Origin of the sequence: Micromonospora sp. WMMD961, assembly GCF_029626145.1 — a bacterium.
GTDB lineage: Bacteria > Actinomycetota > Actinomycetes > Mycobacteriales > Micromonosporaceae > Micromonospora.
In genome coordinates this window covers 5098886-5118602 of the sequence record NZ_JARUBJ010000002.1, presented here as the reverse complement: position 1 = coordinate 5118602, position 19717 = coordinate 5098886, and the positions used below count along the sequence as shown (strand labels likewise).

The window sequence follows — 19717 nt, the reverse complement described above, 5'->3', positions numbered from 1 at the left end:
CTCACCGGTACGCCTCCTCGGTGTCGGCGGGTGCCTGGTCCGGATCGTCGCTGCCCCGGGCCACCAGTTGCCGGTAGTCGGCGTCGGATTCGAGCAGGTCGGCGTGGCTGCCGGTGGCGGTGATCCGGCCCCCGCTGAGGTGCGCCACCAGGTCGGCCCGGCCGAGCAGCAGCGGTGACGTGGCGATCAGCACCGTCGTCCGCCCGGCCCGCGCGACCCGCAACCGCTCGGCGATCCGCGCCTCGGTGTGCGCGTCCACCGCCGACGTCGGGTCGACCAGGAGCAGCACCTCCGGCTCGGCGAGGAGCGCCCGCGCCAGGCGGACCCGTTGGCGCTGGCCGCCGGAGAGGGTCCGGGCCCGGGAGTCGACCGGGGTGTCCAGCCCGGCCGGCAGGGCGTCGACGACGTCCTCGGCCGAGGCCGTCCGCAGGGCCGCGTCCACCCGGTCGTCATCGTCGTCGGCCCCGGCTCGCAGGACGTCGCGCAGCGTTCCGGCGAAGAGGTACGAGTCGTGGTCGGCGACGAGGATCCGGGCCCGGACCTCGTCCAGGGCGACCCCGGCCAGCGGCGCCCCGCCCCAGGTGGTGTCGCTGACGACGTACCGGCCGAGCCGGTCGGCGAGAGCCAGCGCCGCCGCCGGGTCGTCGGCAGCCACCCCGGTCAGCCTGCCGGCTCGCACGGTCAGCCCGGTCACCGGGTCGTGCAGGTCGGCCGGGCCGGCCGGCGCGGCCGAGGCAGCCGGTTGCCGTGCCTCGGGCACCGGACCAGACCACCGACGGCCGGGGCCGCCGACGTCGTCCGAGGTCACGGTGAGCAGGTCGGTGATCCGTCGGGCGGCGACCCGCCCCCGGATCAGCTGGTGACTGCCCTCCAGCAGGAACCAGACCGGCACGATCAGGGTCGCCACGTAGCCGTAGACGGCGACCAGCTCACCGATCGAGACGTCACCCGTCACCGCCATCCGGGCCGTCAGCCACACCACCGCCGCCAGGAACAGCCCGGGGATGGCCACCGTCGCCGCGTCGATCCAGCTGATGACCGCGCCCACCCGGTAGCCCTCGACGCGTAGCTCCTGTGACCTGGCCGCGTACCGGCTGGCGAACAGGCCCCGACCGCCCACCCCGGCGAGCACCCGCAGCCCGGCCACGATGTCCCCGGAGCGGGCGGTGAGCGCGCCCTGCTGTTTGCGGTAGACCGACTCGGCCCGCTCCAGGCGGCGCAGCAGCGGCCCGACGACCAGCCCGACCGCCGGCACCCCGACCAGCACGCAGAGCGCGAGCATCGGGGAGATCGACCAGAGCACGACCGCGATCACCCCGTAGGCGACCACCGCTCCGACGCCCGGCCCGGTCAGCGTCAGCACCTGCGCCGTCCAGTCGATGTCGGAGCCGCCGATGGTGGACACCTCGCCGGAGGCGACCCGGCGGGGGAGCACCGCGCCGATCCGGGACAGGTGGCGCAGCAGGACCTCGGCGGAGCGGGCCTTGGCGTCCTCCCGGATGAAGGTCATGGTGCGGTGCCGCATGGTGCCGAGGAACGACAGAGCCATTCCCGCGACGATGATCGCCGCGACCCAGAACGCCAGCGCCCGGGTGTCGTGGGCGCGTAGACCGTCGTCGACGGCGCGGGCGATCAGGTAGGGCCGGGCCGCGAGACCGACCATCCAGGCCGTGCCGAGCAGGCTGCCGCGTAGCACCCGCCCGGGTTGGCGGCGGGTGAGCCACCACAGGTATCGCATCGGGCCGCGGGTGTCGGGAGTGCCTGGATCGGGATGCGGGATCTGCGGAGGCACCAGCTCACGCTACCGAGCGCCACCGACACCCCACCGTCCCGAAACGGGTGAGGTGCGCCTCCGTTCCTGTCGGAGGGGAGAGGCAGAATCATGTTCGTGCTGGTGGCGGTGGTCTCCGACGAGCGGGGTGGGGGAGTGCTCTGCCCGCTCGACTCCGCCGGTCGCCCGGCCGGCCCGACCGAGGTCGTCACTGATCTGGCCGCCGCCGTCGCCGCGCGGGAGGCCGCCGGGCACCCCCGCTGGGTCTGGTCCGGCTCCGCCTCGGTCTACCCGGCCTTGCTGCGCGCCGGCGTCCGGGTCGACAGGTGCCACGACGTGGAGTTGACCGAGGCGTTGCTGCTGGGGCACGCGGGCCGCTGGGGCGAGCCCCGCTCCCTGGCCGCCGCGTGGGCCCGGCTGACCGGCGCGGCGGTGCCACCCGACCCGCCGCCACGTGCCGCCGCGCCACCCGGGCACGGCCAGGGTGCGCTCTTCGACACCCTGCCCGGTCCGCCGGGCCCGGGCATCGAGGCACTGACCCAGGTGTACGCCGACCAGCTCGCCCGCATCACGAGGACCGAGCACCCCGGCCGGTTCCGGTTGCTGGTGGCCGCCGAGTCGGCCGGCGCGTTGATCGCGGTGGAGATGGGCGTCGCCGGGCTGCCCTGGCGTGCCGACGTGCACAACGAGATCCTGCACGAGCTGCTCGGTGAGGCGTCCCCGGTCGGTGGGCCGCCACGCCGACTCGCCGAGCTGGCCGCCCGGATCGCCGAGGCGCTCGGCGTTCGCCACCTGCACGCCGACTCCCCGGCGGAGCTGCTGAAGGCGTTCGCCCGGGTCGGGGTGGAGCTGCCCAACACCCGGGCCTGGGTGTTGCGCGGGGTGGACCATCCGGCGGTGCCTCTGGTGTTGGAATACAAGGAGCTCTACCGGATCTGGACGGCGCACGGCTGGGCCTGGCGTGAGCAGTGGGTGCGGGGCGGCCGGTTCCAACCGGAGTACGTGCCGGGTGGTGTCGTCTCCGGCCGGTGGGCCACCCGGGGTGGTGGCGCGTTGCAGATCCCGAAGGTGATCCGCCGGGCGGTGGTGGCCGATCCGGGCTGGCGGTTGGTGGTCGCTGACGCCGGCCAGTTGGAGCCTCGGGTGCTCGCCGCGGTGTCCGGCGACGCCCGGTTGGCGGCGGCGGGCGGCGCCGGCGATCTCTACGCGGCCCTTGCCCGGGACTCGTTCGGCGGCGACCGGGCCAAGGCCAAGGTGGCGCTGCTGGGCGCGATGTACGGGCAGACCGGCGGTGCCGCGGTGCCCGCGTTGGCGGTGCTGAAACGCAGTTACCCGACGGCGTTCGGTTACGTCGAGGCGGCGGCCCGTACCGGTGAGACGGGTGGGCTGGTGCGGTCGTGGCTGGGGCGGACGTGCCCGCCCGGCTCGGCCGGGTTCGGCGATCTCGACGACGCGTCAGCCGATCCGGAAGGGGCGGCCGATCCACAGAGTCCGCGGGCCCGTGCGGCGCGATCCCGGGGTCGTTTCACCCGCAACTTCGTCATCCAGGCCACGGCCGCCGAGTGGGCCTCCACGTTGCTGGCCACGCTGCGGACGGAGTTGACCGGCACCGATGCCGAGCTGGTCTTCTTCCAGCACGACGAGGTGGTCGTGCACGCTCCCGCCGATCAGGCGGATGCGGTCGCCGACGCGGTCACCCGGTCCGGCGAGCGGGCGTCCGCGCTGCTCTTCGGTGCGACGCCGGTACGGTTTCCACTCGATCTGTCCGTCGTCGACTGCTACGCCGACGCGGCCTGACCGACGGCGTGTCCGTCCCGGGCAATGCCGGGCGTGTAACGGTTGCGCTATTTCTCCCATTCGCCCCGACACTCTCGACTGGCCGTCCTCGTTGCAGTGTCCGTAGGAAGGGGCGGATCGGTAGCGGTCGTCCCGTGCCAGAGGGGGCGCAGCTGAACCGGATCGCAGGAATGATCATCGCAGCGGGTGGGGGACGGCGGATCGGTGGTCCCGAGGCGCTGCTGCGCCAGGGGGACAAGCCCCTGGTCAATCAGATGATCGACACGATGACCGAGGCGGGCTGCGAGCAGATCGTGGTCGTGCTGGGCGCCGCCGCGGAGCAGGTCCAGGAGGCCGCCGACCTGGACAAGGCCACCGTTGTGATCAACAAGGCGTGGGGCACCGGGGTCGGCTCGTCCATCCGGGCCGGCCTGGCCGCCATGGGTGACGAGGGGATCGAGGCGGTGGTGGTGGTCCCGGTCGACATGCCGGGTCTGACCGCCACGGCGGTCAGCCGGGTGGCCGCGTTGCCGTACCCGGACGTGTTGGTCTGCGCCACCTACGACGGGTTGCGCGGGTACCCGATGCTCTTCGGCCGCCGGCACTGGCCCGGCATCGCCACGCTGGCCAGCGCCGACGTCGGCGCGCGGCCCTACCTGCTGGCGCACAAGGACCAGATCGTCGACATCGCCTGCGACTCGGTGGCCGACGGCAGCCGGGTGGACACGCCGGAGCTGATGGAGCTCTACGGGCTCACCGTCCCGCCGCAACGGGTGGGGGTTTGAGGCACCAGCGGCGGGTGGGCGACGAGGCGGGCCACGCAATCTCGTCGATCGCCAGCCACGGCGCGGCGGCCACGGCCGTAGGCGTCTGCCCGGCGAACGCCAACACGTCGCGGTGCAGGTGTGACTGGTCGACGTAGCCGCTCTCGGTGGCAACCGCGGCGGCGGCATGACCTGCGGCGAGAAGGTGGACGGCATGGTCGAACCGCACCAGTCGGGCGGCCCGTTTGGGTGTGATGCCCAGTTGGGACCGGAAGCCGAGGCCGTCGAGCACCCTCGCCACCCGGTCCGCCTGGTCGGGCACGTCGTGGGACGGTGAGGCCGGAGACTCCGCAGCCCGGAAGGTCGACCCGGATCACGTGCATTCCCTGCGACCGCACCATGTCGTACTCGCTCATACCCACGATGGTGGCTGGGCCGACGCTCCTCCGTCTTGGACAAATGTCAGGTCAGTGCGCCACCCTGGCCGCGCTGTCGTACGCCGCCGCTCGGGCGAGCACCTCGGGGGTCGCGCGGGACGGGTGGCCGCTGTCAAACGGCGGTTGTGGGTCGTACTCCATCCACAGTTGGATGGTCTCCGCGGTCGTCCGGTCGGTGAGGAGTTCGACGAGTCTCAGTCCCATGTCGATGCCGCTCGACACACCGGCCGCCGTGATGATGCGGGCGTCCGGCTCTTCGACGACTCGCTGGTCCGTCGGCTCGGCGCCGAAGCGGACCAACTCCTGCGCGGCGCGGTAGTGGCTGGTGCCTCGTCGTCCCCGAAGCAGTCCGGCGGCCCCCAGGAGGATCGAGCCGGAGCACACGGAGGTCGTGAACGTCGTCGTGTCGTGGATTCGTCTGATCCAGCCCGGCAGCGGCCCGGTGAGAGCCTGAATGGTCCCTGGTCCTCCCGGGACGACGAGAACGTCGGTCGCTTCCACGTCTTGGAGCGCGATCTCCGCCACCAGGGAGACCATCTGACAGTCGTCCCGAACGGGACCGGTGCGTTCGGCGACGAGGACCACGTCGATGCCCGGGGTGAGGGCCAGTGGCTGGTAGACGCCGATGACGTCCAGAGCGGTGAAACGGTCGTACAGAGGTATGACGACGTGGGTCACCAGAGGTCCTTTCGGTTGACAGCACTGGGCCGTCGAAGGCGGTCAGAGCATCGAGAAGCGTGCGCGGAACGCGCCCGGGGTCGTGCCGAGTCGTTCACTGAAGACACGTCGAAGCGACTCGGCGGACCCGAATCCCGACCTGGTCGCCACCACATCGAGGGCGAGGTCGGACTGCACCAGAAGGCGTTTGGCGGTCTCCAGGCGAAGTTCGGTGCGGTAGCGCCCGACGGTGAGTCCCGTCTCACGCGCGAAGAGGCGCTGGAAGTGTCGAGGCGACATGGCGAACTGCGCGGCGAGGTCATCGACGCGGTGTGTCGCCGTCGGGTCGGCCTCGATGGCACGCTGAACGGCGGCTACCCGCTTCTCGGTGGCACGTTCCAACCACACGGGGCCGGAGAACTGGGCCTGCTGGCCGGGCCGATGCAGAAACATCACCAGCCAGCGGGCGATCTCCTGGGCGACCCGTGGTCCGTGGTCGGCCGCCACGACGGCCAGTGCCAGGTCGATTCCTGCGGTGACACCACCCGACGTCCAGACCGGGCCGTCGTGCACGTAGAGAGCGTCGTGGTCGACGGTGAGATCGGAGAATCGCCGACCGAGGTCCTTGGACACGGACCAGTGGGTGGCAACCCGGCGACCGCTGAGCAACCCAGCGCGTGCGCAGAGGAACGCTCCGGAACAGACCGACAACAACCGGGTGGGACGGCACTCCCGCAGCCAGTCGACGAGGTCGGTGTGCCCATCCATGGCCGCCGCCGCACGGCCGCCGGGGACGACGAGGGTGCCGGCCCTGACCGGCTCTCCGAGCGCGGTGGCCATCATGACCAGGCCGCTCTCGGAAACCACCTCGACCTCCGCGCCCGCCAGCCTCAGGTCGTACGCGGGGCGCTCACCACGTGCCGCCCGGTAGCGGTTCGCCCCTGCCAGGACCTCCCACGGCCCGGTGACGTCGAGGGATTGCATGCCCGCAAAGGCGACGACGGTGACGCGCTCAACCATGCCCTGAGCCTGCCGGCCGAGCCAACATGGCGCAATGACGCCGCACCCACGGAAAGTGACACGGCGCTGGACGCTGTGGGGCGGTCGCCGTGCTCATCCTTCGTCCCTAATGGGCAAATGTCAGCGCGGCTCCGGGAGGCGCTGCGTCGCACTTCCCGGAATGCCTGATGCCGGTGAGTCATCAGGGATGACTCACCGGCATCACGCTCGTCAGGACATGGCCGCCCGCTTGATGCGGATCGGAGCGGGCGTGGTCGGGATACCTCAGTCCTGCGCCGAGTCCAACTGCCCGGTGGCGGCGAGGCGCTGGTACCAGTGGGCGCTGTCCTTCCAGGTGCGGACCTGGGTGTCGTAGTCGACCCGGATGATGCCGAACCGGCGGTCGTAGCCGTAGCCCCACTCGAAGTTGTCCAGCAGCGACCAGACGAAGTAGCCGCGGACGTCCGCGCCCTGCGCGCGGGCGTCACCCATCGCGCCGATGTGCCGGCGCAGGTAGTCGATCCGCCGGTCGTCGTGGATGCGGCCGTCGGCCGACACGACGTCGTCGAACGCCGCGCCGTTCTCGGTGATCATCATCGGCTGGTTCGGGTACTCGCGGTGCAGGCGCAGCAGCAGCTCGGTCAGGGCCGCCGGATCGATGTTCCACCCCATCGCCGTGTACGGGCCGGGCTGCGGCAGGAAGTCGACGTTGTCCGCGGCGACCCACGGCGTCGACGTCGAGGCGCCGTGACCGTCGGCGTCGGAGCGGGCCGACACCCCGTCCCAGGCGCGAACCAGGGTGCTGGAGTAGTAGTTGACACCGAGCACGTCCAGCGGCACCGCGATCAGCTTCTCGTCACCGTCACGGACGAACGACCAGTCGGTCACGGCGGCGGTGTCGGCCAGCAGGTCGGCCGGGTACGCCCCGTCGAGCATCGGGCCGAGGAACGCCCGGTTGGCCAACGCGTCGATCCGGCGGACCGCGTCCTGGTCGGCGGCCGACTCGGAGGCACCCCGGACGACGTGCAGGTTCAGCGTCACCGACAGCTCGGCGGCCGGGGCCAGCTCTCGGACCACCCGGCCGGCCAGGCCGTGCGCGAGGTTGAGGTGGTGCACCGCGGCCAGCGCCGCGGCCGGCTCGGTCCGACCGGGCGCGTGCACGCCGGAGGCGTAGCCCAGGTACGCCGAGCACCACGGTTCGTTGAGCGTCGTCCAGGTGTGCACCCGGTCGCCGAGCGCGCCGACGATGCCCGCGGCGTACTCCTGGAAGCGCAGCGCGGTCTCCCGAGCCGCCCACCCGCCGGCGTCCTCCAGCTCCTGCGGCAGGTCCCAGTGGTACATCGTCGCCACCGGGCGGACGCCCCGCTCCAGCAGCCCGTCCACCAGCCGGGAGTAGAAGTCGATCCCGGCCTGGTTGAACCGGCCGGAGCCGCCGGGCTGCACCCGCGGCCAGGCGATGGAGAACCGGTACGCGTCGAGCCCGAGGTCGGCGATGTGCCCGAGGTCGTCGGCCCAGCGGTGGTAGTGGTCGGCGGCGACGTCGCCGGTGTCGCCGTTCAGCGTCCGACCCGGTGTGTGGCTGTAGGTGTCCCAGATCGACGGCCCGCGCCCGTCTTCGTTTGCCGCGCCCTCGATCTGGTACGCCGCCGTCGCCGAGCCCCAGACGAAGCTCTCCGGGAAGTGGTGTTGCGTCATCGTTCAGTCCCCTGGATCTCGCAGATGTAGCCCTTCGAGGTACCGGCGACCAGTGCGGCACTGGCCGTCCCGTCCTCGTAGCGCACGTCGAACTCGGCGCCCGGCCCGTCCCCGGGTGACGGTACCCGTACCCGGGTCCGCTGCCCCTCGCCCGGTGCGTACAGCCGCAGCCGCACGTCGTCGGCCCACTCGTAGTCCGGTCGGTCGTCGCGCGCGCCGAACGGGATGACCGCGCCGGGCCGGGCCAGCACCGGCAGGCTGTCGAACGCGTGCTTCTCGGTGACCCACGCCGGGCCGGTGACCTGCGCCCCGCTGACCAGGTGCGTCCAGGTGCCGGCGGGTACGTAGTAGGTGACGTCGCCGTCGGCGCTGAACACCGGGGCGACCAGCACGTCCGGGCCGAGCATGTACTGCCGGTCCAGGTACGCCGTGGCCGGGTCGTCCGGGAACTCCACGAACATCGGGCGCATCATCGGCGTACCGTCGCGGTGCGCCTCCTGGGCGGCGGCCGCGAGGTACGGCATCAGGCGGAGTTTGAGCTGGGTGAAGTGCCGCAGCACGTCGACGGCCTCGTCGTCGAACGCCCACGGGACCCGGTACGACCCCGAGCCGTGCAGCCGCGAGTGCGACGAGAGCAACCCGAAGGCGACCCACCGCTTGAACACCACCGGGTCGGGGGTGCCCTCGAAACCGCCGATGTCGTGGCTCCAGTAGCCGAAGCCGGACGATGCCAGGGACAGCCCTCCGCGCAGCGACTCGGCCATGGCGGAGAACGTCGACTCGCAGTCGCCGCCCCAGTGCACCGGGAACTGCTGCCCGCCGGCCGTGGCCGAGCGCGCGAACAGCACCGCCTCGCCCTTGCCGCGCTCCGCCTCCAGCAGCTCGAAGACCGCCTTGTTGTAGAGGTAGGAGTAGTAGTTGTGCATCCGCTGCGGGTCCGAACCGTCGTGCCACACCACGTCGGTCGGGATGCGCTCGCCGAAGTCGGTCTTGAAGCAGTCCACGCCCATGTCGAGCAGCACCTTGAGCTTGCCGGTGAACCAGCGGACCGCGTCCGGGTTGGTGAAGTCGACCAGCGCCATGCCGGCCTGCCACTTGTCCCACTGCCAGACCGAACCGTCGGGCCTGCACACCAGGTAGCCAGCTTCGCGGCCCTCTTCGAAGAGGTACGAGCGCTGGGCGATGTACGGGTTGATCCAGACGCACACCTTCAGGTCGCGTTCGCGCAGCCGGCGCAACATCCCCTCGGGGTCGGGGAAGGTCGCCGGGTCCCACACGAAGTCGACCCAGTGGAACTGGCGCATCCAGAAGCAGTCGAAGTGGAACACCGACAACGGCAGCCCGCGCTCGGCCATCCCGTCGACGAACTCGGTCACCGTCTTCTCGTCGTACGAGGTGGTGAACGAGGTGGACAGCCACAACCCGTACGACCAGGCGGGGATGCGGGCCGGGCGGCCGGTGAGCGACGTGTATCTGCGCAGCACGTCCTTCGGATTGGGCCCGTCGATGACGTAGTAGGTGAGCGACTGTCCCTCGACGCTGAACTGGGTCTGCGTGACGACCTCGGAGCCGACCTCGAACGACACGTGCTCCGGGTGGTCCACGAACACGCCGTAGCCGGCGCTGCTGAGGTAGAACGGCACGTTCTTGTACGCCTGCTCGCTGGCGGTGCCGCCGTCGGCGTTCCAGATGTCGACCGCCTGCCCGTTCTTCACGAACGGGCCGAAGCGCTCGCCCAACCCGTACACCGTCTCGCCGACACCCAACGCGAGCCGCTCGTGCACGTGCGGCCGGCCCTCGGCGTCGGTGACGACGCCGATGCTGCGCCCGGTGGACCCGGTGATCACCCGGTCGCCGTGCAGGAAGTCGACCCGCCAGCCGTCGACGAGCGCGACCCGCGCGGTCAGCTCACCGGTGGTCAGCGTCGCGCTGAGCCCGGTGACGTCGACGCTGACCGGGTGCGTGTCGCCGGTGCTCAGCCCGAAGTGCGGCTCCCGGGGCAGCCCGCCGGTGTGGTGCGCGATGGTCACCCCGATGACGCCAGGGGCGGGGGAGAAGAACCGGACGGTGATCAGGGGCCGGTTGAGGGTGTCGCCGCGTCCATTGATCTGACCGGTCGGTGCGAAGACGGTGAAACCGCGCTCGTCCGGCTCGACCGACTCCACGGTGCCGGGGCGCAGGACACTGACACCGGGGCGCAGTTGCCAGTACCCGTCGGTGAACTTCACTTCTCGGCTCCTGCCGTGATACCGCGCGCCAGAGTGCGCTGGAAGATGAGGAAGAAGAGGATGGCCGGCACGAGGCTGATCAGCGCGCCGGCGTTGGTGGTCGGAGCGTCCATCAGCCGGTCACCCTGTAGTGACGCGAGCGCGACCGGAATGGTCTGCGTCTGGTTGTCGATGAGCATGACCAGTGGGATGAGGAACTCGTTCCAGGTCCAGATGAAGAAGAAGATGAGCAGCACCGCGAGGGTGGGCCGCAGGTTGGGGAAGACCACCCGCCACAGCACTGTCCACTTGCCGGCGCCGTCCAGCGCGGCGGCCTCCAGCAGCGAGCGCGGGAACGTGCCCATGACCGAGGCGAGCAGGTAGGTGCCGAACGCGCTCTGGATCACGGTGAAGATGATGATCACCGCGAGTCGGGTGTTGTAGAGCCCGACCTCCTTGGCCACGTAGTACAGCGGGTAGATCAGCGCCTCCTGCGGCAGCATGTTGGCCAGCAGGAAGAGACCGACGATCCAGAGCCGGCCACGGACCCGGCCGATGCCCAGGGCGTACGCGTTGAGCAGTGACACGGCGACGCCGAGCACCGCCACGGAGCTGGCGATGAGCGCCGAGTTCCAGAGCTTGAGCGGGAAGTTGACAGCGGTCCAGTACGTCCGCAGACCCTCGGTGTAGAACTCGCTCGGCCAGCTCAGCGGCCCGCCCGACGAGTAGTCACCGGGCGACTTGAACGCGTTGAGCAGCATGAACGCGAACGGCACCAGCATGACGAGCGCGCCGAGCGTGACCAGGGCGAGCACCACCCAGCGACTCGCGCCGCGGTGGTGCCGGTCGCGTACCGGCCGGGCCTGCTTCACCCGCGTGGGAATCGGTGTCAGCGTGACGGCCATGTCAGAACCCCCGGTCCCGGCGCTCGCTGCGCGCCTGCATCCAGATGAAGACCACGGCCACCACGATGATGATCAGCGTCAGGACCGTGGAGATCGCCGAGCCGTAGCCGACCTGGAGCTTCTTGAAGAACGTGTAGTACGCGAAGTAGGACGGAACGTTCGTGGCGTTCTCCGGGCCACCCCGGGTCAGGGCGAAGATCGGCCCGAACACCTTCAACGCGGCGATGGTGCAGGTCAGTGCCACCACGAAGGTTTCCGGCCGGATCTGTGGGAGGGTGATCGCCCGGAACCGGTGCAGCCAGTTCGCGCCGTCGACCTCGGCCGCCTCGTACAACTCGGGGTCGACCCGTTGCAGCGCCGCCATGAACACGACCACCGGGTAGCCGATCTGCACCCAGATCATCACCGCCATCACGGCTGGTAGGGCGGTGCCGGGGTCACCCAGCCAGTCGTGGCGTAACGCGCCGAGACCCACCGCGTCGAGCAGGCTGTTGAACGCGCCGTCCGGGCGCAGGATCCAACCCCAGACGATGCCGGCCACCACGACGGGCAGCACCTGCGGCAGGTAGAACGCGGCCCGCAGCGCGGCGGCGGTGCGGGGCTTGAACCGGCGGCCGATGACGTCGAAGAGCACCGCCGCGAGCAGCAGCCCGAGCAGCGTGGGCACCACCACCATCGCGACGATCATCCAGACGGTGTTGCGGAACGACGCCCAGAACACGTCGTCCTGCAGCAGTCGCTGGTAGTTGTCCAGGCCGACCCAGCGGGGGTCGCCGACGCCGGACCACTTGGTCAGTGACAGGTAGAGGGTGCCGACCAGCGGTGCACCGATGACCAGGAGGAAGAGGACCGCTCCGGGGAGCAGGTAGAGCCAGTACGCCGCGTTGCGGCCGCGTCGTCTGCGGCTGGGCGCGGGCGGGGTGGGCGTCGCGGGCGGTGGTGTGGCGGCGACGGTCTCGGAGACTGCCATGGAAGATCCTTCCCGGCGGGGCGGGCGGACGTGCCGGTCGTGCCGGCACGCCCGCCGCTCGCCGTGTCACTTGCCGGTGATCTCCTTGACGCCATCGGCGTACGGCTTGGCGATCGCGTCGAGAACCTGGTCGGGTGACTTCGAGCCGTTGATCAGGCCCTGGAAGCCGGAGACCAGCACGTCGTAGTAGCCGGGGACCGGCCAGTCCGGGTAGAAGGCGAGCCCGTCGGACTTGCTGACCGTGTTGAAGTCCTCGATCAGCTTGCGGTCCTTCGGGTCGGTGATCTTCGACGCGTCAGCGGCGACCGGGACACCACCGTTGTTGCCGATCAGGTCCTGGATCTCCGGACGCAGGGTGATGTCGATGAAGTCGTACGCCAGGCTCTTGGCCTTGCTGTTCTCCGGGACGACCCAGAGGTTGCCGGAGGAGCCGGCCTGCAGGGTGTTGCCGGGGAAGAGGAAGGTGTCCCAGTTGGCCTTCATCTCGGTCTTGAACCGGCCGTACCACCAGCTGCCCGAGACGATCATCGGAACCTTGCCGGCGATGAAGGCGGTGCCCATGTCCTCGGCCTTGAGGCTGGCCGAGTCCTTGGCGACGTAACCCTTCTTCACCCACTCGGCGAAGGTGTCCGCGCCGTACTTGAGCGGGTCGGCCTTGAAGTCGACCGGGTTCTTGTAGAGCTGGTAGTTGTCGACGAACTGCCGGTCAGCCTTGGAGAGGGCGAGCTGGTAGAAGAGCTGCCCGGCCGGGTACTCGGCACCGGCCATGCCCAGCGGGGTGACGCCCTTGCCGACGAACGTGTCCATCGCGGCGGTCATCTCGGCCATGCTGGTCGGGACCTTCACGCCGTTCTGCTGGAACAGGTCCTTGTTGTAGTAGACCGTGACGTACTCGCCGTAGTTCGGCACACCGAACCACTTGCCGGAGCCCATCACACCCTTGTCGCTGTAGCGGGCGGTGGTCTGCAGGCTGGGGCTGAGCTTGCCGGCCCAGCCACGCTTGTCGGCCTCGCTGCTCAGATCGGCCAGCAGGCCCTGGGAGGAGAGCAGACCAGCCGTCGCGTTGCCCTTGTTGTACTCCATGATGTCCGGGCCTTCGGACGAGTTGATGATCATGCCCGCGTTCTGCTGGATCTGCTCGAACGCCTTGCGCTCGAAGCGCACCTCGACACCCGGATGCTCGGACTTGAAGATCTCGATCGCCCGGTCCCAGCCGATCCCCATCGCGCTGTTCTCGCTCTCGTAGTGCCAGAGCTTGAGGACCTTTGCGTCACTGTCGTCCGCGTTGTCACCACCACCGCAGGCGGCGATGGTGGTCGTCGCGGTCGCCGCCAGGGCGATCGCGGCGACGAGCCGATGGAATCGCTGCATTACCATCCTCCTCGTTGAGTATCTAGCCGGTACTTCACGGGGCCCGTCGTCGCGTTGCAGCGCGGCGACGGGCCATTTACTGATCAGCCCCCACTGGCCGGCGGCTTCGCGGCACGGCGGTCGACCCCCGCACCTCCAAGGCGCACGGCAGTAGTTGCTGGTGGTGCTCGACGGCGGAGCCGTCCGGATGACGCTCGACGGCGGGCCCGTCCAGGTGGCGCACCAGCGCCTCGATCGCGATCCGCCCGAGCGTCGACCCCGGCGACGTCATCGCCGTCAGCGCCGGGGTGGCCAGTTCGGCGACCTGCGGCGAGGTGACCATCGACACGACCGAGACGTCGCCGGGCACCGACAACCCACGGTTGGCCAGCTCACCGAGGATGCCGAAGATCGCGGTCTCGTTCATGGCCAGCACGGCGGTCAGCTCCGGTGCCTGCGCGAACGCGTCGGCCAGGGCGGCCCGCCCGCCCGCCGCGCTGTCCTCGGCCGCGATCATCACCGGGTCGAGGCCGTGCGCGGTCATCGCCGCGACGAAGGCATCCCGGGTACGCAGTGCGGGCCCGTAACCACTGGCCAGCGTGGCTGCCGAGTGGTTGACGTAGACGATCCGCCGGTGCCCCAGGCCGACCAGGTGTGCGACTGCCTCCCGCACGGTCTGGTCGAAGTCGATGTCGACGTACGAGAGGGTGCTGGTGTCGGCGGTGCGGCCGATCAACACCAGCGGCACACCGGTCTCCTGGAGCACGGTGACCCGCTCGTCGGCCAGTTGGACCTCCATCAGCACGACGCCGTCGAGCATCCGCTGACTGGCCAGCCGTCGCAGGTCGTCGAGATCGCCGCCGCCGACCGGCGAGAGCACCAGGTGGTAGCCGGCAGAGCTGGCCGCAGCGGCGGCGCCGGTGACGAACGCGGTCTCGGTGGCGCCGAGCCCGCGCTCGTCCATCGGCATCAGCAGGCCCAGGATGCGGCTACGCCGGCTGGCCAGGCCGCGGGCCATCGCGTTGGGCTGGTAGTCGAGCTCCGCCATCGCGGCGAGCACCTTGTTGCGGGTGGCCTGCGAGATCGGCCGGGTGCCGGTGAGCACGTACGAGACGGTGCTGACCGAGACCTGGGCGAGTCGGGCGACGTCGTGCATGGTGGCCACCCGCGCACCTCCTTTGGCCAGGCGTGGGATCGCTCCCGCGGCAGCGTCGAAGCGTTTCGACTAAGCGGTTCGACAGACGCTAGGCCACCTGTTACGGAGACGTCAATAGCCGATGTCGAAAAGAATTCAGCAGGGTGCGCGGCCCCGCCTGGCGCGCCCCGTGCGCGCCCCGTGTGCCCCGTGTGCCCCGTGCTCCCCGTGCGCCCCGCGCGCCTCGTGCGCCTCGTGCCCGGCGCGCGCACCGCGCCCCGTGCGCCTCGTGCCCGGCGCGCGCACCGCGCCCCGCGAGCCCCGAGCTCCTCGCTGGGTGCATTCCGCGCATTCCGCACTCGCCCCGTCGGGCTGCACATTGAAGATCGTGCTCGATCCTGGATGTAGTCCCCTCGGGGCTTCGGGGAGGCCACTACTTCATGGATCGAGCACGATCTTGGCCTCGGCGGGGGCCGGGTGAGGTCGAGGACCCGGTGCGGCAGCTCCAGCGCCGGGTCGGGGTCCGTGTTGCGGGGCCCGGAAGCGGTCGGACGCGGTCAGATGTCGATGTCGAACCTGCTCAGCACCGACGGCGCGATCAGGCCGAGGGTCGCGAGTGCCGAGATGACGGTCAGTGCGATGCGCATCCCGACCACCTCGGCCTTGCTGCCCACCCGCAGCGCGATGCGGTTCGGCAGGCCGATCATCATCCACATCCGCCGTTTGATCGGGATCGGCCAGAGGATCGGCACGCCCGCCCTGGTGATCATGTCGCCCAGGATGTGCACGAAGCAGCCGACGCCCAGGGCCGTGCCGATCAACGGATATCCGCGTCCGCCCGGGAGGTTGGCGTAGGTGAACCAGGCCGCCCCGGCCGACGCGAGGGTGATGATGACCCAGCCGGCGCGCTCCGCCCACTCGTCGAACAGCCCGCGCAGCGCCAGGCCGAACATGAAGAACAGGATGGTGATGACCGCCCACTTGCCGTACGCGGCGCAGAGCGCTGTGGTGCCCCAGCCGACCAGCACGGTGAACGGCAGCGTGTGGGTGAGCGTCCGGTGCCCGTTGTTGCGGCGTGGGTCCTTGCTGAGCTTGGTGGCGTAGTAGACCCCGAGCGAGATCTTCTCCATCACCTCGGCGGCGAAGAGCGAGAAAACACCGAAAGTGCGGGCCACGGTGGCCCCACCCTGGTTCTTGGTCACCTTGCCCGACATGTCGAGGTCGGGAAAGAGCGCACCACCGGCGCACACCGCGGTGCCCACCGCCAACGCGAGCGGCGACTGGTGGTAGTCGGCGAACTGGTCCAGTGCCCAGGACCCGGCCAACCACGCCGCCGCGCCGGACAGCGCGTGCTGCGGACCCATCATCTCGGCTCACCCTCCCCAGGGATCTTGAGCGCCCAAAACTACGCCACTGTAGTCAGCGTCGGAGTCGCAGGGGCATCACCCGGAAGGTCCACATCGGACGTTGTCAGAGGGCGGGGGTGAAGCTCTGCCGGATCATCGGCAAGTATGCCGCGTTGACCTGCCAGTCGAACTCTTTTGTCAACCACGAGACGGTGTAGGAACGTTCGGCCGAGGTGTTGGCCAGCAACCGGAAGCTGTGCACCTGCTCGCCAGCGGCGTTCTCCCAGCGGCACTCCCACACGGCGCCACCCTCGAAGATGTCCATCGCGGAGATGTCCACCTTGCGGTAGGCCGGCAGCAGCCCGTCGCCGGTGGTGAGTCGCGTCTCCTCGGCCTCCCAGTGCGCCACCGGGTCGGTCCGCGCCGGCCCCGACTCGACACTGAGCACCCGAGCCCCGCCGGGTTCCCGGAAGCAGGTCACCGGCCCCTCGGTCCAGCGCGCCCAGCCGACCGGTGCGGCGATCCGGAACCCGGTCGGGTCGTCGTGCCAGGTCCAGCCTTCGCGTAGCCGGTACCGCGCCCCCGCGGGTGGCGCGACCGACGCCACCGGAGTCGAGGTGGGCGGCGGTGGCGGTGGGGTGGCGCAGGCGAAGGCGGCCGGTCGAGGGGTCGACACGCCCCCGCCGGAGCCGGACAGGGACGTCTGTTCGTCGTGGCGGTTGACCAGGACCACGGCGACACCGCCGGCGACGAGTAGCGCGGTGGCCGCGCCGCCCAGGGCGAGCAGGCGCCGCCGCGACCGGCGGGGGCGGCTCGTCGGCCGGGTCGTCGACGTCAGCGGAGGGTCGAGGTAGCCGGCCGGATCCATCGGGGCGGACGCCTGGGCACGACCCGCGCTGCGCACCGCCGCCACCGCCGAGGACCGCGGTGGCGGCGCCGACGGCTCGTCGTGCTGCGCCGCCGCGCGCTCCAGCAGGGACTCCGCTTCCGCGGCGGTCAGCCGCCGCCACGGGTCGCGCTGCAACAGGCCGATGATGACGGGACGCAGCGGCCCGGCCCGCCGCATCGGGTCCGGCGGCTCGGTGGCCAGCGCGCTGAGCGTCGCCATCGCGCTCGACCGGGCGTACGGTGACTGCCCCTCGACCGTCGCGTAGAGCGTCGCGCCCAGCGACCACAGGTCGGTGCGCTGGTCCGACACCCCTTCACGGGCCCGCTCGGGGGCGACGAACTGCGGTGAGCCGAGAACCGTGCCCGGCCCGGTCATCGCCCCCTCGCCGCCGTCGAAGGTGGCCAGCCCGAAGTCGGTGAGCACCACCCGACCGTCGTCGGCCACCAGCACGTTGTGTGGTTTCACGTCGCGGTGCAGCACCCCGGCGCTGTGTGCGGCCCGTAGGGCGGCGAGCACCGCCAGCCCGATCCGCGCGGTGCGCTGCGGACTCAGTGGACCCTCGGCGCTGATGATCTGCTGCACCGACCGGGACGACACGTACTCCATCACGATCCAGGGGCTTTCCCGGTCGTGCACGACGTCGTAGATGCGGACCACGTTGGGGTGGTTGAGTCGAGCGGCGGTACGGGCCTCGCGCAGGGTCCGTAGCCGTAACTCCTCGCGTTCGGACTCGGCCAGCCAGGACGGTGGCACGACCTCCTTCACCGCCACGTCGCGATGCAGCATCTCGTCGCGAGCAAGCCACACCCGGCCCATTCCGCCGGTGCCGACCAGGTCGAGCAGCCGGTACCGACCCGCGATCAGCAACTGCTGCACGGTCGCTCCCCCTCGGTCACCCCGAGTTACACGATAGCCACCGTGGCGCCATTTCTCATCCGCTGAGCGGCCTCGATCCACGCCGGACGGTAGTCCGGATCATGACCATACGGCGCAGGTCAGGGGGGTGGTCGGAAACTATTTCGGACCTGCTCCCAGTCGGCTGCGGCCCCGGCCCAGTCCTCGTCGTGGGTGATCCAGCCGAGGGTCCAGCGGCTACCCCCGACGACCTGCTGCCGAGCGTGCAGCCACAGGCCGCCGAAGGGGGCCTGCCAGCGGCACTCCCACTCCGCCCCGTCGTCCTTCGCGACGAGCCGGATCTCGTCGTACTGCGGCAGTGCCCCGGCCGAGAACGCCGCGTCGCGGGCCGCGCGCAACCGGACCAGCGGGTCGGCGCTGTTGCCCCCGGAGACGCTGAAGGCCCGACCGGTCGCCGGGTCCTGGAAGCAGGTCGCCCCGCCGTCGCGGGAGTGGTACCAGGTAGCCGGCACGGAGACCCGGAAGCCGCTGGTGTCGGCGTGCCAGACCCAGCCGGGCGGCGGCCGGAACCGTTCGCCCGAGGTCGGCGTGGCGTCCTGCACCGGGGCACCGACGACATGCGGACGGACACACGCGAACGGGGGAGGGGGGACGTTCCGGCCACCGGGCGGCGGGCCGGGCCGGTCGGGGCCGGGACCGCCCGAGCCGCCACCAGCGGGCGGACCGTTCTGCGGCTGCTGGGAGGACCAGCCCGCGGGGTCGCCGGGCTCGTCGTCGGTGAGGGCCAGCGTGGTGCCGACGCCGGCCGCGGCGGCCACCAGCAGCGCTACGGCGACCAACGCCAGCCGACGGGTGGTACGCCCTTCACCCGCCCGCTCCGTGGTGAGAGCAGTGGTGGTCGTGCCGGCGACTGCCAGGTGGCCGGGGTGATGGCTCGGATCGGCGGACCGGTCCGGCAGCGGAATGGTGGGGTTCTGGTCGTCGTCGCCCTGGGCGACGGTGGGCAGCCCCACCAGGCCCGGTGTGGGGGTCGGCCGGTCCGGCGCCGGCGGTGGGTCGGACACCGGCGGCGGTTCGGGTCGGCCGGTCGCCGCGGCGGTGAGCAGCCGGCGGACCGCGTGGTGGTCGAGGCGGTCGCCCGGGTCACGGCGCAGCAACCCGTCGAGCACCGGCGCGAGCTGCCCGGCGTGCGGGGCCGGGTCGGGTGGCCCGGCGGCCAGTGCGCTCAGGGTCGCCATCGCCGTGCTGCGCGCGTACGGGGAGCGGCCCTCCACCGCGGCGTGCAGGGTCGCGCCGAGTGACCACAGGTCGGTGGCGACCGTTGACACCCCCTCGGCGGCTCGCTCGGGGGCGACGTACTGCGGTGAGCCGAAGACCATGCCGGGGCGGGTCAGCACGCCGTCGCCGCCGTCGAACGTGGCCAACCCGAAGTCGGTGAGCATCACCCGCCCGTCGTGTGCCACGAGCACGTTCTGCGGTTTGATGTCGCGGTGCAGCACCCCGGCGGTGTGCGCGGCGTGCAGCGCGTCGAGCACCGCCAGGCCGATCCGTGCCGCGCGGGCCGGCTCCAACGGCCCCTCGGCGTCGAGTACGTCCTGCAACGTGCGGGACGGGACGTACTCCATCACGATCCACGGGCTGCCCTCGACCGGGACGACGTCGTAGAGCCGGACCACGGCGGGGTGGTTGAGCCGGGCGGCGGCGCGTGCCTCCCGCAGGGTGCGCGAGCGCAGCTCGTCCCGTTCGTGGTCGGCCAGCCAACTCGGGGGGACGATCTCCTTGACCGCGACCTCACGGTGCAGCATCTCGTCGTGGGCGCGCCACACCCGACCCATGCCCCCGCGACCGACCAGGTCGAGCAGCCGGTACCGACCAGCGATCAGCACCTGCGCACGCTCCTCCTCAGCCGCTGTCCGGGCTACACCCTAACCAGCGGATCGGAAGGCACCTATAGCTCATTC

General features: G+C 71.1%; 15 protein-coding genes. 2 read left to right on the top strand and 13 right to left on the bottom strand.

Translation table 11 applies throughout. The features are described 5' to 3' along the window. Position 1 precedes the first annotated feature (1 nt). A complete protein-coding gene (locus O7614_RS23060) occupies positions 2-1738 on the bottom strand; it encodes an ABC transporter ATP-binding protein (RefSeq protein ID WP_278142342.1) in 1737 nt (578 codons plus the stop codon). A 120-nt stretch (positions 1739-1858) separates the two neighbouring features. Here O7614_RS23060 and O7614_RS23055 point away from each other — a divergent pair, with 120 nt between their 5' ends. Together O7614_RS23055 and O7614_RS23050 are read left to right on the top strand one after the other, a co-directional pair. Continuing rightward, entirely contained in the window at positions 1859-3568 is a 1710-nt protein-coding gene (locus O7614_RS23055) for a bifunctional 3'-5' exonuclease/DNA polymerase (RefSeq protein ID WP_278142341.1), read from the top strand. Between the two features lie 170 nt (positions 3569-3738). Next, a complete protein-coding gene (locus O7614_RS23050; protein WP_145779949.1) occupies positions 3739-4332 on the top strand; it encodes an NTP transferase domain-containing protein in 594 nt (197 codons plus the stop codon). On the opposite strand, the gene O7614_RS23045 is transcribed toward O7614_RS23050, so the two are convergent. From O7614_RS23045 to O7614_RS22990, 12 genes are all read right to left on the bottom strand, one after another. Further along, positions 4301-4633 (bottom strand): helix-turn-helix domain-containing protein, encoded by a 333-nt coding sequence (locus tag O7614_RS23045; RefSeq protein ID WP_278140560.1) that lies wholly within the window; start codon positions 4631-4633, stop codon positions 4301-4303. The two genes, O7614_RS23050 and O7614_RS23045, sit on opposite strands and share 32 nt — an antisense overlap. A gap of 145 nt (positions 4634-4778) precedes the next feature. Beyond that, entirely contained in the window at positions 4779-5426 is a 648-nt protein-coding gene (locus O7614_RS23040) for a DJ-1/PfpI family protein (protein ID WP_278140559.1), read from the bottom strand. A gap of 42 nt (positions 5427-5468) precedes the next feature. After that, positions 5469-6425, bottom strand: a complete 957-nt coding sequence (locus tag O7614_RS23035) for a helix-turn-helix domain-containing protein (RefSeq protein ID WP_278140558.1) — start codon at positions 6423-6425, stop codon at positions 5469-5471. Positions 6426-6689: 264 nt separating this feature from the next. Then, entirely contained in the window at positions 6690-8099 is a 1410-nt protein-coding gene (locus O7614_RS23030) for a GH1 family beta-glucosidase (RefSeq protein ID WP_278140557.1), read from the bottom strand. Further along, complete coding sequence (yicI, locus tag O7614_RS23025) at positions 8096-10327, bottom strand: alpha-xylosidase (protein ID WP_278140556.1); 2232 nt, start codon at positions 10325-10327, stop codon at positions 8096-8098. The genes O7614_RS23030 and yicI overlap by 4 nt, the downstream gene beginning before the upstream one ends. After that, positions 10324-11211: a carbohydrate ABC transporter permease gene (locus O7614_RS23020; protein WP_278140555.1), complete on the bottom strand. Its 888-nt coding sequence runs from the start codon at positions 11209-11211 to the stop codon at positions 10324-10326. Before O7614_RS23020 ends, yicI begins: the two co-directional genes overlap by 4 nt. A gap of 1 nt (position 11212) precedes the next feature. Next, positions 11213-12181: a sugar ABC transporter permease gene (locus tag O7614_RS23015; protein ID WP_278140554.1), complete on the bottom strand. Its 969-nt coding sequence runs from the start codon at positions 12179-12181 to the stop codon at positions 11213-11215. A 66-nt stretch (positions 12182-12247) separates the two neighbouring features. Then, a complete protein-coding gene (locus O7614_RS23010) occupies positions 12248-13552 on the bottom strand; it encodes an extracellular solute-binding protein (protein ID WP_278140553.1) in 1305 nt (434 codons plus the stop codon). A 76-nt stretch (positions 13553-13628) separates the two neighbouring features. Next, complete coding sequence (locus O7614_RS23005) at positions 13629-14687, bottom strand: LacI family DNA-binding transcriptional regulator (RefSeq protein ID WP_278142340.1); 1059 nt, start codon at positions 14685-14687, stop codon at positions 13629-13631. Positions 14688-15223: 536 nt separating this feature from the next. Further along, a complete protein-coding gene (locus O7614_RS23000) occupies positions 15224-16033 on the bottom strand; it encodes a metal-dependent hydrolase (protein ID WP_278140552.1) in 810 nt (269 codons plus the stop codon). A 103-nt stretch (positions 16034-16136) separates the two neighbouring features. Next, complete coding sequence (locus O7614_RS22995; RefSeq protein ID WP_278140551.1) at positions 16137-17777, bottom strand: serine/threonine-protein kinase; 1641 nt, start codon at positions 17775-17777, stop codon at positions 16137-16139. A gap of 119 nt (positions 17778-17896) precedes the next feature. Continuing rightward, on the bottom strand, positions 17897-19642 hold the full coding sequence (locus tag O7614_RS22990) for a serine/threonine-protein kinase (RefSeq protein ID WP_278140550.1): 1746 nt from the start codon (positions 19640-19642) through the stop codon (positions 17897-17899). Positions 19643-19717 lie beyond the last annotated feature (75 nt).

Bases quoted from the DNA above. Each gene is read 5' to 3' on its own strand.
- O7614_RS23020 (WP_278140555.1), bottom strand. From the start codon at position 11,211: ATGGCCGTCACGCTGACACCGATTCCCACGCGGGTGAAGCAGGCCCGG.
- O7614_RS23050 (WP_145779949.1), top strand. From the start codon at position 3,739: ATGATCATCGCAGCGGGTGGGGGACGGCGGATCGGTGGTCCCGAGGCG.
- O7614_RS23010 (WP_278140553.1), bottom strand. From the start codon at position 13,552: ATGCAGCGATTCCATCGGCTCGTCGCCGCGATCGCCCTGGCGGCGACC.
- O7614_RS23060 (WP_278142342.1), bottom strand. From the start codon at position 1,738: ATGCGATACCTGTGGTGGCTCACCCGCCGCCAACCCGGGCGGGTGCTA.
- O7614_RS23005 (WP_278142340.1), bottom strand. From the start codon at position 14,687: ATGCACGACGTCGCCCGACTCGCCCAGGTCTCGGTCAGCACCGTCTCG.
- O7614_RS23035 (WP_278140558.1), bottom strand. From the start codon at position 6,425: ATGGTTGAGCGCGTCACCGTCGTCGCCTTTGCGGGCATGCAATCCCTC.
- O7614_RS23000 (WP_278140552.1), bottom strand. From the start codon at position 16,033: ATGATGGGTCCGCAGCACGCGCTGTCCGGCGCGGCGGCGTGGTTGGCC.
- O7614_RS23030 (WP_278140557.1), bottom strand. From the start codon at position 8,099: ATGACGCAACACCACTTCCCGGAGAGCTTCGTCTGGGGCTCGGCGACG.
- O7614_RS23015 (WP_278140554.1), bottom strand. From the start codon at position 12,181: ATGGCAGTCTCCGAGACCGTCGCCGCCACACCACCGCCCGCGACGCCC.